This window comes from Sinimarinibacterium arenosum, from assembly GCF_005047655.1.
Lineage (GTDB): Bacteria > Pseudomonadota > Gammaproteobacteria > Nevskiales > Nevskiaceae > Solimonas.
Genome location: NZ_SUKF01000006.1, coordinates 308,760 through 322,429 on the forward strand (window position 1 = coordinate 308,760; position 13,670 = coordinate 322,429).

The following is a 13,670-nucleotide window of genomic DNA, read 5'->3' on the forward strand; positions in this document are numbered from 1 at the left end:
GATGACGCCGCTGCACCAGACAACGGCACGGATGCTGCTTGCTGATGCACCAAGACAACAACACCGAGCCCGTCCGTGACCCCGGCATTGATCCGCCCCCTGATGTCCTGCTTGAGCCTCGCGGCCTTAGGCCTGTCCGTTGCCGGCTGCAGCCAATGGCAGACCGCCAAGCCCTGGCTGACCGGGACGCTGGCGGAGGAAACCAGCACGCTCGAAGGCGTCCGCCGCACTATCCGCACCGGCGACATCGTCACCGCCGACCAGCCGCTGCGGATCGATACGACCCTGACGCTGCAGCAGGAACTGACCGCGAGCACCGAACAGAACGGCACCGCCGTCAGCGTCCGTCTGCAACCCGGCACCTATCGACTGGTCTCCGAGGCCGATGGCGCCCGCTATTTCGCCGCCGCCGAATCGATTCCGGCCACGCGTGCCGGGGCGGCACTGCCGGCGTACGGAGGGATTGTGGTCGCATCCGACCGGCCGGAACCGCTGGCGGCCTATTGGTTGTGGTCGGAGGTGCGCAATCCGCTGCTCGCGTATGTCGCCCGCATTGCGTACGCGCCCGAACTGCCGGACGCGATTGCCAAGCAGGCGACCGTCGTTGGCGACGAAGCCACGGCAACCCTGAGCTACGCCGGCGTGCGCGACGACACCCTGCTGTTCATCTATCGTGAACTGGCGCCGGGCACCACACCCGATACCGAGGCCGGCATCGAAGTCGAGCTGCACTGCGCGCTGGAAGCTGAATGCAGTTATCGCGCGGCGCGCTTCGTCGTTCATGCCGCGGACCCGCAGCACCTGGACTATTCGCTGGTCCACGCGCTGTAACCCGGCTCGAGGCGCGCCCACTCCGGCGGCGCTGAATGGTGTACAACATCGCGACAACATCCTTTCGCGATAGTCCCCCATGAACGTCACCGAAGCCGTGCAGTCACGCCGCAGCGTGCGCGCCTTTCTGGATACTCCGGTTCCATCCACGCTGTTGCGCGAGGCGATAGAGCTGGCGGCGCGCGCACCGTCCGGCGGCAATCTGCAGCCGTGGCAGATCTTCGCCATTGCTGGCGAGCCCCTGCAGACACTGAAAGACCGCGTTGCCGAGCGTCTGCAGCGCGCCGATCCAAGCGAACGCCCGGAATACGAAATCTATCCGTCGAACCTGTGGGAACCCCATCGCACCCAGCGCTACGCGCTTGGAGAGGCGATGTACGCCACGCTCGGCGTGGGCCGCGAAGACAAGATCGGGCGCCTGCAGCAGTTCGCGCGCAACTTTGCCTTCTTCGGCGCACCCGCTGCGGTGTTCTGCTACATCGACCGCCGCATGGGGCCGCCGCAGTGGTCGGATCTGGGCATGTATCTGCAGACGCTGATGCTGCTGTTGCGTGAACGCGGCCTCGACAGCTGCCCGCAGGAATGCTGGTCGGTCTATCCAAGAACCGTTGCCTCAGTCCTGCAGCCACCGGAAGAATCGATGCTGTTCTGCGGCATGTCGATCGGCTACGCCGATCCGGACGCGCCGATCAACACCCTGCAATCTGAACGTCTACCGCTGGATCAGTTCGCGCAGTTCTTGGGCTTCGATTAGAAACTGCGCGCAAACAGGCCAGGAGGCACAGGCCCAGCAAAAGAAAGCGGCGGACTGACCCTGCCCTGGGATGTCAGTCTCGCCGCTATCCCTGTTGCGCCGCGCCAGCAGATTGCTCAGCGTCTTCGGCGGGATCGAGCCGCTATTGCCTAGCCGGACATCGCCGCCGACATCGCGCCCGATCCGGCCAGTGACCATCCTCCATCCACCGGCAGAATGACTCCGGTGACATACCCGGCGTCTTCGCTGCACAACCACAACGCCGCCTTGGCAATCTCCTGAATCGTTCCGTAGCGACGAACCGGCACACTGGCGACCAGTGCCTGCGTGGCTTCGGGAGTCGGCGCCAGCCGCCGCATGCCTTCGGTATCGGCAATCGGACCCGGTGCAATACCGTTGACCCGGATACCGACCGGCCCCCATTCCAGTGCGCAGGTTCGCGTGACCTGGTCGACGCCCGCCTTGGCCGCGCAAGCATGCACCTGGTAGACCGTCGGCAACCACGCCTGCGGGGCGGTGATGTTGACCACCGCCGCACCCGGCTTGCGCAGATAGGGATGCGCACTGCGCAGCACATTGAACGTGCCGAGCAGATCGATATCGACCACGGTCTTGAACGCATTGGGAGACAGCTTGTCGGCGGGTGCCAGAAAGTTGCCCGCAGCACCGGACACCAGCGCGTCGATCGGACCCAATGTCTCGGCGGCCTGCGCCAGCGCTGCGCTCACCGCGTCGGCGTCACGGACATCGGCGGCGAAACCCAGCACCTCACCGCCGTGCGCCTTCAGAGCTTCCACCGCGGTATCGACGTTCTCCTGTTTGCGGCTCAGCACGGCGACCTTGGCTCCCGCCGCGGCAAAAGCATTGGCAATCCCGAAGTTGATGCCAGTCGTGCCGCCTGCAATGAAAGCCACTTTGTCACGATAGTTCATGCTCTAGTCCTCCAGATCGTAGTCATCTTTGCCGGCACCGCATTCAGGACACGCCCAGTCGCCCGGGATATCCGCAAAGCGGGTCCCAGGCGCGATGCCGCTGTCCGGATCACCCAGCGCCTCGTCATAAACGTGTGAGCAGTAGCGGCAGCGGTAGCGTTGATAAGGCGTTGTCATCGGTTCTCCTCGGTTATCAGTCAATCAGCGATCAGTTTCCAGAAGCCGGATAAAGCGTCGGCTCGATATCAAAACCGTGTTGAACCACAAGATCACACTTGCGTAGATCGGGTTCGATCAATTGCCAGACCTTGCGGTTGTTATCAAACGGCGTCATCGGATACAGGTGATGAATCAAGTGGTCGTTCTGGCACTGCAGAACCGGACTCATCAATCATCCAAGACCGATCCGCACCGAAGTCGCGCGCGTGAAGTTGTCTTCCTGCTTCGCGTCGTGCGGCACGTGGGGCAACTTGAAGAACTGGCAGTGTGTTCAACGCAGTCTCCTCATCGGATTTTCTTTTTCTTGAGGTCCGACGCTTGCGCCCCACTCAGAATCTGCTCGACCAGCGGCTGCGCCAGCGCGTCCAGGTCCATCCCGTGCACCAGTTGGCCGGCCACATGCAGCGTCATCAATCCATGCAGGGAAACCCAGAACAGATGCGCAATGGCGCGAGCATCGCCACGGAGGTGACCGCTGTCGATCGCATCCTGCACGACGTCGACGGCGTGATCGAACAGACTTCTCCGCGCCGCCAGCAGATCGGTATAGGCGTCCGGCGCGGGGGAATGCATTGCGAAGATCATCTGGTATTCGCCAGGGAAGGTCTTGACGTACTCGACGTACGCTTCGGCAAGCGCACGGATCTTTTCAAGCGGCTGCGTACAGCGCTGCTCCCGCTCCCGGACGAAACGCTCAAAATGCTGGGTGCACTCGACCCGGATCGCCACCACCAGGGCTTCCTTGTTGTCGAAGTAGCGGTACGGCAGCGTGTGACTGATGCCTGCGAGTTCCGCCAGGCGCCGGAATGTCAGTGCTTCAGCCCCTTCCCGGATCGTGATATCCAGAGCCAGGGCCGTGAGCCGATGGCGCATTGCCTCAAGGTCATCCGCAGTCAGCTGGGGTCGGGTCATCGGCGTAATTAACAGCGTTAATTTAACGTTGTCAAATATTGGGCCGGAATGCGAGCGCCGTCACTCAGCTATCAGTTTTTTGAACAAAAGCGCGTGGCGATATCCCGGTGCATATCGTCGACACCCACGGGGCCAGACGTTCTGCGGCAGTGGCATCTGGAATCGTGTCGCGCCGGACCGCAACGTCAACGGGCCGAGGCCCCTGCGTCACTCACGACCGCCGCTGACGCGTCTCCGCAAGCGCCGCCCTGCAACACATCATCAACCGATCGATGCCCTCACCCGGGCGCGCCGCCCAGGTCCGCGTTCTGGGGCTTTCTGGAACCAAAAAAGCGACCGATCGCAGCGAATACCCGCTTGGCGAAGCGCCACAGCCTGGGCAGCAGCCACGCCACCATGAACATGAACAGCACCAGCAAACCGAGAAAGAGTACGGGATGGTTCAAGGCCGCCCACAGACCGGCAATCACCATGAAGTCCTCGCTGATCGAGGCCGCCCAGTTGGTAAAAGGCTCCGGCGACGTGTTGATAGCAACCCGGGTCCCGGCCTTGGTGGCATGACTCGCAGCCGCCAGCCCCCCGCCGATCACTGCAGCCGCAAGCTGCGCCGCAGGGCCGACATCGGCCACCGCACCAGCGGCCAGCGCCGCACCGGCAGGCAAGCGAATAAAGGTATGCAACGCGTCCCAGGCCGTATCCACCCCGGGCGTCTTGTCGGCAAAGAATTCGACGCAGTACATCAGGCCGGCAGCGCCGATGACCATCGGATCGCTCAGTACCGTCAGACCCGACGGCAGTTCGATATTGCCGGTCGCTCCCATCAACCCGAGCATCAGCATTGCCGCATAAAGATTGATACCGCTGGCCCAGGCCACGCCCATAGTCAGCGCGATCAGCTGGCTGACGTGTTGGTACTGCTCCATTGCGATATCCCCGACTCGATGGACCCGAGCCCGGAATCTATCGTCGCCAAGCTGAACGGCAGATTGCTCGCCTTCCGCCATGGCGGCCACAGGCGGCGCACCCGGCGAAATCAGCGCTGATCGCTACAGGCAAAAAAAGGAGTCGGACCTGCGCGAGGCGCCTCGATCACTCGGCGCGACAGTACATGGTCGGGTCACTAGTCCTTGAAAGTTGGGGCGCGCTTTGTGCGATACGCGTCGACAGCCTCGCGCAAATCCTCGCCGACGAGCATGGCGGCATTCCACGCGGCGGTATACGCCAGCCCGTCCTGCACCGAGTGATCTCGCGCCCACAATAAATTTCGTTTGATACCGCGTACCGCAGCAGGCGACTTTCCAGCAATGCTGCGTGCAAGTGAAGTCGCAGCCTCGATCAGCGCTTCATTCGAGTCACAGATTCGCGATACCAATCCCAGCGCCTGCGCGCGCGCAGCATCGAAAGTTTCCCCGGTATAGGCCAGCTCAGCCACAGCCGAATATCCGATCACGTGACCGAGCCGCTGCAGAGTCCCGACGTCGGGGACGATGGCAAGATCAACTTCCTTCACGCAGAAACGCGCGTCACGCGTACACAGGCGCAGATCGCAAGCGGCAATCAGATCAACGCCACCTCCAATGCAGGCACCGTTGACTGCGGCAATGACCGGAACTCGCAGACGCTCAAAAGCGGAGAACGCCGACTGAGCACGCTCAATGAAATCAAGCACGGCCTCGCGACCGCGCGTCTCCCTCTGAGGGTCACTGGCCTTCCGCTGCAAGTCCTCGAGCACCGAAAAGTCGATGCCGGCCGTGAAATGCTTGCCGGCGCCGCCAAGAATCACCACACGCACGCTGGACTCTGAGTTCAGCCATGCCAGGGCGCGCGGAAGCTCATCCCACATCGTGAAATCGATGGCATTGGCGGCACTGGGGCGATTGAGGTGCAACCACGCCAGTGGCGGCACCCACTCAATCTTCAAGGTCTCAAACTCTGGAACTACTGTCGTCATGAGTGGCACCGTAATTTGGGCTCAGTCAGGGCGCGACCTGGGGTCTGGAAACACACATCCGAAGCACGAACAACGAATCCGTCCACGCCTCTGTCTGAACCAATGGGAACGAAAAGCTAGGTAGCTCAATTCCACGAATGCATCCACATCGGCACCCCTAGGCCCACAGGAACAGCATGCGGAATGCACCTGAATACATCTTTGAAGCCATGACCGCTCTCCTCATGGCCCCGAACAGGCAGCGACGGTGATTTACCTCGCTATCGTTTTCGGATGCGGGTTTGCACCCCGTCTTACCGAGTCAGCCTGACGGTTCGGCGTTCGCCTGACACCCGACTTCGGTATGGGATTACCACCTCAATCCATTCCGAATGCGGCAAGAGTCGCCCCGATATAGAACCCCAAACGATCGACATCCTGACTCGCACCCGATCTAGATAAGCGTGGCAAGCGTAATTTAGGCACCGAATGGGCACCAACGATTTTGGATTGGATTCCCAGAAAGGCGACAGAGGCCCGCGATCCAACATCGAATTGGACGCTAAAGTCAGGTTCTTCTGCTGAAACAAAAAGCCCTCGGCACAGCGATGTGCCGAGGGCGTCTTGATTGAATTCTGGTGGACAGTACAGAGATTGAAGCCGTGTGAAGGAGAGGCGGTTTGTTGCCACAAGGCGACTCAGGCCAACTGCCCCCCTCGTGCCACTTGCACGGCAACACGTTGAATGTGCACCACCGGCGTCATGAGCACCACATAGTGGATTGAGATCCGACGCTCCGACCCCGGTGCGCGGAACTGTTCGACCATAATGCGACTACCGCCAGGAGTTGTCTCGAAAGCAATAACGGCCTCTGGTCAGTCGCCCTGCGCTGGGCTTGAGATCCCATCTGCCAAGCTCGACCATTGGCCTCGCCCCCCGCGCAGCCGGTTGTGACCAAGTCTCGTGCGTAGAGCTCCACGGATTGAAGCAAGCGCCGCCGGCCACCTCGATGAGCGGGCCGACGAAGCAACTGCGGTCAACCACAAGAAAACGAGGCGAACCTGGTGGAACGCCTCGCAAGGGGCGGTCCCTGAGCTAGCTCGCAGCAAGCCCGGGACGCGGGGGAGAAGTCATGCTGTGTAACCGAGGTCGCCGGCGAAGCCACCTCAATGGCCGGCGCAGACTCTGCGCCTCCAGCTGCGCTATATGCTTGGGGGACTCGTTGGTATCGACTCCATCAACCGGCTTTGCATCAGTCAAGCCACACTCAATCGTTAGTAGCAGCGGGCTTGGATTCGCGCAGCTTCAATATCCATCGAACAATGGCTTCCGCCTCTTGCGGAGTCACCCTCGGATTGCTTGGCATCGGAACAATGCCCCACGCTCCGGAACCTCCGTGGCGGATCTTCATTGACAGGCTTTCGACGCGATCGGCTAGCGGCTCCGCCGCATACCGGATCGACACAACCTTGTACGGCGGGCCAATGCGTTGCTCATCGGGGCCATGGCAGGCATTGCAGCCCCTGTCGTTGAAAAATTTCTTCGCCGACGCATCATCAAACTCGGCGGATACCGCGGGCAGCGGTGCAACCGCCATTGCTGCGGCGAAGCATCCGTACAGCGACAGAGCAACAATGCTGCGCGCCATGTGTGACCTCCTGTCGGTACTCGGAATGAAAGGGGAATCAGAATCGACCTGATCCAAGGGCTCAATCGTCGCCAACGTCGATGACCAGGCCCATCGATGGCCCGGAACCTTCCGGATAGTTTCCGTACGAAGCCACCAGTTTCCCGCTATGCGGATCGATGGCGAGCTGCCGCAGATACGCCATCTGCCGCGGCAGCGGATAGACAGTGCTCTTCCCCGTCAGGGGATCTAACCGGTAAATCACGTCACTGTTCGCGTTGACCACCCAAACGACTTTGCGTCTTTCGTCCCAGGTCACCGCATACGGAGACGCTGCGGTATCCGGCATTTCGTACGTACCGACGATCTCGCCCTTAGCCATGTCGATTTTCGCGACGCGTCCGCTACCGAAGAGAGCAACCCACAAATGACCCTCATTGTCCCGCGCCATCCGGCGAGGCCCCTCGCCTTCTGCAAATGGGATGACCTTCACTACTTTGTGCGTAGCGGTGTCGATGCATCCGACATACCCGTTGACCTGGGAATACCATGCCTGCTTCCCGTCGGCAGACACGACCGTCGAATAGATCAAATGGTTGATCGGACTCAAGCCATCAAGCGTGTTGACGTCGTAAAACGCGACCTCACCACTGTCCGGATCCAGGGTCCCCATCTGATTTGACCCCACGAGGGTGACCCAGATTTTCCCAAAAGCGTCGCGCGCAAGGTGGCCGCGAGAGTCGATCGACATGTCGTGAACGATTGCTCCACCACCGATAGCCTGCGTATCTGGAAGATTCGTCGGCCGCAAAGTCCACAGCGTCCACTTTCCGGTATGTGGATCGAACCGACCAAACTGATCATGATCAATCATGGAAACCCAGAGCATGCCCGCGTCGTCAGGGACAATCGTGTGCGGTCCTGTAGATCCGTTGAAATCAACCTTGATCCATTTGGTCTCAGCACTCCTCGGGTCCAAGCGAACGATCAGGTTGCGACGCACGTCCGCTCCCCAAAGGTATGGCGAGTCTGGCGTCGGCACCATTTCGCGGACCAGTGCGTCTGCGTCAAACGCATATTCACGGATCACCGTTTTTGCGGAGACCCCGAGCGGCGCTCCGTACTGATAATTGTCTGCAGACAAATTCGCCGTGTTCGTCGGAAAATTTTCGGCCAGATAACTTGCGATTATCTCTCCCTGCCGTGCATCGAAGAAGTTGTAGTCAGCATTTTGCGCAGTCGGCCAGTCGATGGCATCCAGATTCATCGGACTTTCCTGAGGAAACACCGCGTAGTGCTTGGAACGCATGTACTTGACGACCGCCCGCCATGACTCATGCCGCACGAGCTTGCGCCATTCACCCAGAGCCTTGCGGTCACCACCCGGACCATTGTTGACCGCTTCGATCTTCTCTGCGTACTCGCGCACACGCGGACTGGCCATCTGATGGCAACTCGAACAGCCGGCAAGTGTGATGTTTCTCGCGTCACCTGCCGGCATGTCCGCAAACCACGCGGAAGCGGGCGCTTCCTTGGCGATGTTTGAGGTGCGCGCCAAGTAAATCGTAGAAGCCTCATGCTCTTTAACAGCCGCAACTGGTTCGACCTGGCGCCAGCCAAGCTTGCGCGCTGTCAACACAACTTTTTCGCGCTTCGGAAGCACCTCATCCGCAAACGTGAATTTCCCATCGGGGCCGGTGAACACCGTTATTGCTGCAGGACCTGAATGCCCTTCTGGAAACACCAGCGTGACAGACGCCTGTTCGATACCGCTGCCATCGTCCGACGAAACCACGCGCCCGGACACCCCGGCGCCGTAAGCGGCTGTTGACAGCATTAGCACCATCAGGGCCCATGTCGACGACAGGGCGGCGCGAGATCTGTTCATGTGCTCACTCCGCCTCAGAACTGATATGTGAAGCGCATCGTGAATTCATTCATGAAATCCGCAGTGGACAGCGTGCTGTCGTTCGGATTGTCATTCCAGGTCGTGCCGTCGATATAGTTATAGAAACCTTCAACCGTAAACGCACCACTGGGTTTCCACTTCAGGCCGGGCTGCACCAGCACGCCGCCACGGACATCGGCAAGTACCGCTGCGCTGAGTTCCCATATGTATGCTGGCCATGGCTGCAGAAAGGCGAATGCCACATAGGTCGCACCGCCATCGACACCCGATGCGATTGCCTTCTCCGTGTTGCGCCCCTTGACCGCTTCGCCACCGTAACCGCTCAGGTGCCGCCCAAACAGATCACTCTCTGTTTTGTGCATCGCCTGAAAAACCAGATAGGTCGCAGGGAATCCGGACGTGAAGCGGTGATACTTCTCTGCAACGAATGCGATCTCGGTCTCGTCACTCCGCAACGGCCTCTGAGAGAGATTCAGCGGCGTAAAGGCGCGATCTGGCGTGTAGGCGACTTCAAGGTTGAAGATGATCTGATTGAAAAACGATCCGGGTTCATCCGTCTCGGTCACGTAGCTCGCTCCGAGCCCGAATACATCTTCTTGGTAGTAGTCGCGAGCGATATGTCCACGCAGACCTCCAGATGCCTGAAAGAATGCACTCAGCTCGCGGTGCGCACGCTCGAAATCATCGCCCACCGAGCGTGCAAGAATCTGTTGCGCTGCAGGGAACTCGTCGATTGCCGCGTTGAGTGCGGAAATACCCCCGAGTCGAACGTCTGCGGCATACCAGAACCACTCATCCGCACTGACTACCGAGACCGGAGTGGGTGCAACCTCAAATGCCGTCTGCGCCAGCAATGGCCCACAGCCAGTTCCGGCATTCAGAACTGTAGCGCAGTAGGTATTCAGAATGGTGCCAAGCAGATTGTCGTTTGGCAGGTCCTTGTCAACGCCGGTCTCGGTCCAGCGGAAGACGCCGGCGTCGTTAAAACGACGTATCGCCATTGCCTGCCAGCCCCAATAGCCGTAGTCCCCTTTCAACCGAAGACCGTAGTTGACTTCGTCGTCATATCCACCCTCTGCGTACATGTCGTGGACGGTGAACTGGGTCGGAATAACGTTGTAGGGCGTATTCGGGTTCGGGAGTACCGACGGCTGAAACTTCTTTACGAATGCATCCGCAACAACTGTTGAGGCAACCTGGCTGGTTACGCGCAGCCCCAGGGACGGAACACGTTCGTCCGAATACTCCTCAAGCGCTCGATCAAGAATCAGGTGACGACGCAGATCCAGTGCGTCCACCTTGTCCATCACACGGAAGAATAGCGCTTGCCCCCACGCGATACGCTGATTGCCCGCACGCACGGTGACCGGCCCTTTGGAGTACTCGAGCAGCAGCGCCGGGAAATCGACAAAGTAGTCTCTTCCCGTGATCTCGAACATCTGGGGATGATCGTCGCCGTCAACGCGGTAATCGTAATGGTTCGGCTTTCCGTGATAGAGCTCCGGCACGCCTCCTTCGATCATCCCCTGATCGTTCCTGAAGTCGCGCGCATCGAAGTCGTCGTCGTATTCACGCAGGTTGTAAATGCCGCGCAATTGGCCGACAAAGCGGAGCGCACTGCTGAATCTCAATTCAAGCTGCTGTTCCCAGCGTAGAACGTTGTAGTTGAACAGATTCGTGACTGTTTTCTGCGGTCGCTGGATCTCGTCGGTGAGCACGCCCAACGGAACCGAGAACGGCAAGCCCTCCCGAAGAATCGGCGCAAGGATGGGCAGACCATCTACCGGCAGACCGGGATTCCCTGGCGTGCGCGTGACCGTTACCTGGTTGAAGGGATCGCCAAATTGGTTGTAGGGATTGGGATCGTCATTCGTGTTGATTGCGATATCGGTACGAAGGTATCCGCTGGTCGCGTAGTCAATCCCGAACAGCGAGCCTTTCGCCTGGCCCCATGCTGCACCGGACATCACGGTGGCCACCCCAAAAAAACACACACACGCACGATGCATGTTGGCACGCATTTTTCATCCTCCAGTTATTACCGATCTGTGTCCTCGATCTGGCCGGCCTTGGGCTTTGGATCGGGATACCGTTGATCAGATTTCTCGCAGTGCGTCTATGGTGCGCAGGACCGGACCGCAAAACCCATCACTCGATCCGGGGGTCGTGCTGGCCCATTCGAGGTGTGTCGATGACCGTCGCGCGCGACACGAAAGTGGGTTTCAGCTGGAAGACGAGCAGTGGAAGCACGACTAGGGACAACAGCATGTTGATGCCCATGATCACGACCAGCAGCAAACCCATGTCGGCAACGAACTTGAGACCGGACAGGAAGTACCACGGCAGAATGCCCAGCGCCATGACGGTAGCCGTAAACGCAATCGCGCTTCCCGTCGTTGCCAGCGATGCGCAGATCGCCGCCTTCCAGTCGCCGTTTGTCGCGCCGTACTCTTCGCAGATACGCGAAAGCAGATAGATCCCGTAGTCGATGCCGACGCCTATGCCAATGGCTGCAACTATCGTGGAGTTCACATCAAGGCCGATGCCAAGTGCGTACATCGTCGACAGCAGCGCCCAGTTCGATAGATTGACCGGCACAAGCAACAGAAAGCCGGCCACCCAGGACCGGTACGCGAGACTGCCCATCAGCACCATGGCCAAGTTCAGTAGGGCCAGCACGATCCAGTGATACCTCTGGACGACGCGGTTGACCGCTTCCTGCAACGCGATGACGCCGCTTCCCAGACGAACTCGGAATTCCGGATGGTCGATTCCAACGGCCAAGACAGCGTCACGCGCAGCGGCTAGAGCGGTATCAACCGTACTCTGGCGATTGTCCGCGTACCACAGTGAGACGGTTGCGTGCTGCAAATCGTCGCTGATGACGTGGCCGAAGTTTGCCGCGCTGGTACCCATCATTGACCCGACGGCCGCTGCGCTGATAGCGCGCTGGTCCGGATCCAGCGGCAGCCATCGGGTATTACCACCATTGAAAATTCGACTGGTTTCAGCAAGGTAGTCCGCGTAGGACAGGCTTGCGCGTGGCGGCGCGCCACTCGCTTCCATCTTCTGCTGCAACGCCGTCATCGTGAGGACAGTGTCGACCTGCTGAGCGGTCCAGTCGGCCAGTTCCGGCCGCTTGGCCTCCAGGATCAGTTCCAGGGTGTTGACGCCCGGAAAGTCGTTGTTGATTTTCCGCACAGCCACATTGAACTCGCTGTTGGCGTGCAACAGGTTGCTGCCTTCGACCGGATTTCCTATCTCTATCTTCTGCGCGAAAAGAACAACCAGCGCCGCACCCGCCGCAACCGCAATTCCTGTCCAGCGCACCCGCCTTCCGGTGACCAGCTCGCCGACTCCTCGCAGCAACCTGGGCAGGGTTTTCGTCATGTCCCTGTGCACCGCCACCTTCGGCGTCGGCAATATGCTGAGAAGCATCGGCGCCCATACAACACCCGCCGGAATCAACCACAGCGCCCACATTCCGCAGAAAATTGCATGACGAACCATTGCGTCGATCGGAGCCACCGCAACGACAATGATGCCGACGACGTCGGTCAGGATGCTCGTGAGTCCTGGGACCATCATCACACTCATCGTGAGCTCTGCAGCGCGGCGCTTGTCACGGACCTGCGCATAGATATCCACATAGCGCTCGGTTAGCTGGACGCCATGGGAGAAGGAGCGCGCGATCAACAGAAGCGGCACGATCATTAACAATGGCTCGATGGAGATGCCAAGCCAGCCGACGAGTCCAACCGCCCAGACTGCTGCCATCGCCGCGATGGCGATCGGAACAATGACGCCGGCGACGTGACGCATCCGCAGAGCCAGCGCCGTGATCAATGCTGCGATCGTCAAGGCGAAAATCGCCAGCATTTGCGCTTCGTACCGGTACACCCAACCGGTTAGCGCCGGATAGCCCGCCAGATGAATCTCGTGACGATCGTCGCGCGCAGACTCGATGAGAGCCTGCATGTATTCGAATGTCTCACCATACTCGAGACGATGCTCGATGAACTGTGCGGATAGGATCGTTGCCCGCTCGTCTTCCGAAACCAGAAAGCGGGCGACCATGGGGGCCATGCGCGTGCGCTCACGCAACAGCGCAATTTCCTCATCGGTTTGCGGAGGATGGTCTCCCATCAGCGGCCGCATATCGATGCCATATGGCTTGGCCTCTGCGTAGCGCGCCTTTGACGAGGCAATTGACACAATCTGGTCGTGATTGACCGCAGGAGCGAGATCGATATCGCGCGTAAGGCGCCAGACCTTGTCCAGTGTCTCACGGTTGTAGATCGAGCCATCCTTGCATCGAACCATGACCAGCATGGTCAGCGGATTGCCGAAGTCCGGATGGTCCTTGAACACCTGCACAAAGGGATCGTCCCTCGGCAGCAGATCGGAGAAAACCGTCCGAAGTTCGACGTGCGGAATGCCAACGGCAAAGAAGGCCGTCGCAGCAGCGAACAGTATCCCGATCGATAACCGGTGCGCGATCAGCCAGACAGCGATCCGCTCGCGCAGCGACACCCGATCGCCGTCGTTCACCGCCG

At 59.9% G+C, this 13,670-nt stretch carries 12 protein-coding genes; 2 read left to right on the forward strand and 10 right to left on the reverse strand.

All coding sequences use genetic code 11. From position 1 onward, the window contains the following. Nucleotides 1-75: 75 nt before the first annotated feature. Together E4T66_RS14135 and E4T66_RS14140 are read left to right on the forward strand one after the other, a co-directional pair. Nucleotides 76-831: a hypothetical protein gene (locus tag E4T66_RS14135; protein WP_136849689.1), complete on the forward strand. Its 756-nt coding sequence runs from the start codon at nt 76-78 to the stop codon at nt 829-831. 79 nt (nt 832-910) lie between these two features. Then, nucleotides 911-1,585, forward strand: a complete 675-nt coding sequence (locus tag E4T66_RS14140) for a nitroreductase (RefSeq protein ID WP_136849690.1) — start codon at nt 911-913, stop codon at nt 1,583-1,585. A gap of 149 nt (nt 1,586-1,734) precedes the next feature. Here E4T66_RS14140 and E4T66_RS14145 read toward each other — a convergent pair whose 3' ends face one another. The 10 genes from E4T66_RS14145 to E4T66_RS14190 all read right to left on the reverse strand — a co-directional run bounded on the left by E4T66_RS14145 (nt 1,735) and on the right by E4T66_RS14190 (nt 13,665). Beyond that, complete coding sequence (locus tag E4T66_RS14145) at nt 1,735-2,517, reverse strand: SDR family oxidoreductase (RefSeq protein ID WP_136849691.1); 783 nt, start codon at nt 2,515-2,517, stop codon at nt 1,735-1,737. A gap of 3 nt (nt 2,518-2,520) precedes the next feature. After that, on the reverse strand, nt 2,521-2,694 hold the full coding sequence (locus E4T66_RS14150; protein WP_136849692.1) for a rubredoxin: 174 nt from the start codon (nt 2,692-2,694) through the stop codon (nt 2,521-2,523). A 31-nt stretch (nt 2,695-2,725) separates the two neighbouring features. After that, nucleotides 2,726-2,905, reverse strand: coding sequence for a hypothetical protein (locus E4T66_RS14155; protein ID WP_136849693.1), 180 nt, complete (start codon nt 2,903-2,905; stop codon nt 2,726-2,728). Between the two features lie 116 nt (nt 2,906-3,021). Then, nucleotides 3,022-3,648 carry a TetR/AcrR family transcriptional regulator gene (locus E4T66_RS14160; RefSeq protein ID WP_136849694.1) on the reverse strand — a complete coding sequence of 209 codons (627 nt, stop codon included), beginning with the start codon at nt 3,646-3,648 and terminating at the stop codon, nt 3,022-3,024. Nucleotides 3,649-3,926: 278 nt separating this feature from the next. Further along, entirely contained in the window at nt 3,927-4,571 is a 645-nt protein-coding gene (locus E4T66_RS14165; protein WP_136849695.1) for a DUF4126 domain-containing protein, read from the reverse strand. A gap of 197 nt (nt 4,572-4,768) precedes the next feature. Next, entirely contained in the window at nt 4,769-5,599 is an 831-nt protein-coding gene (locus tag E4T66_RS14170; protein ID WP_136849696.1) for a crotonase/enoyl-CoA hydratase family protein, read from the reverse strand. A 1,246-nt stretch (nt 5,600-6,845) separates the two neighbouring features. After that, entirely contained in the window at nt 6,846-7,226 is a 381-nt protein-coding gene (locus E4T66_RS14175) for a c-type cytochrome (protein ID WP_136849697.1), read from the reverse strand. A gap of 61 nt (nt 7,227-7,287) precedes the next feature. Further along, a complete protein-coding gene (locus E4T66_RS14180) occupies nt 7,288-9,093 on the reverse strand; it encodes a Vgb family protein (RefSeq protein WP_136849698.1) in 1,806 nt (601 codons plus the stop codon). 14 nt (nt 9,094-9,107) lie between these two features. Then, the gene (locus E4T66_RS14185) at nt 9,108-11,135 is read right to left on the reverse strand and encodes a DUF1302 family protein (RefSeq protein ID WP_136849699.1); all 2,028 of its coding nucleotides are present in this window, start codon (nt 11,133-11,135) and stop codon (nt 9,108-9,110) included. Nucleotides 11,136-11,262: 127 nt separating this feature from the next. Continuing rightward, the gene (locus E4T66_RS14190) at nt 11,263-13,665 is read right to left on the reverse strand and encodes an efflux RND transporter permease subunit (RefSeq protein ID WP_248679709.1); all 2,403 of its coding nucleotides are present in this window, start codon (nt 13,663-13,665) and stop codon (nt 11,263-11,265) included. Between the last annotated feature and the right edge of the window lie 5 nt (nt 13,666-13,670).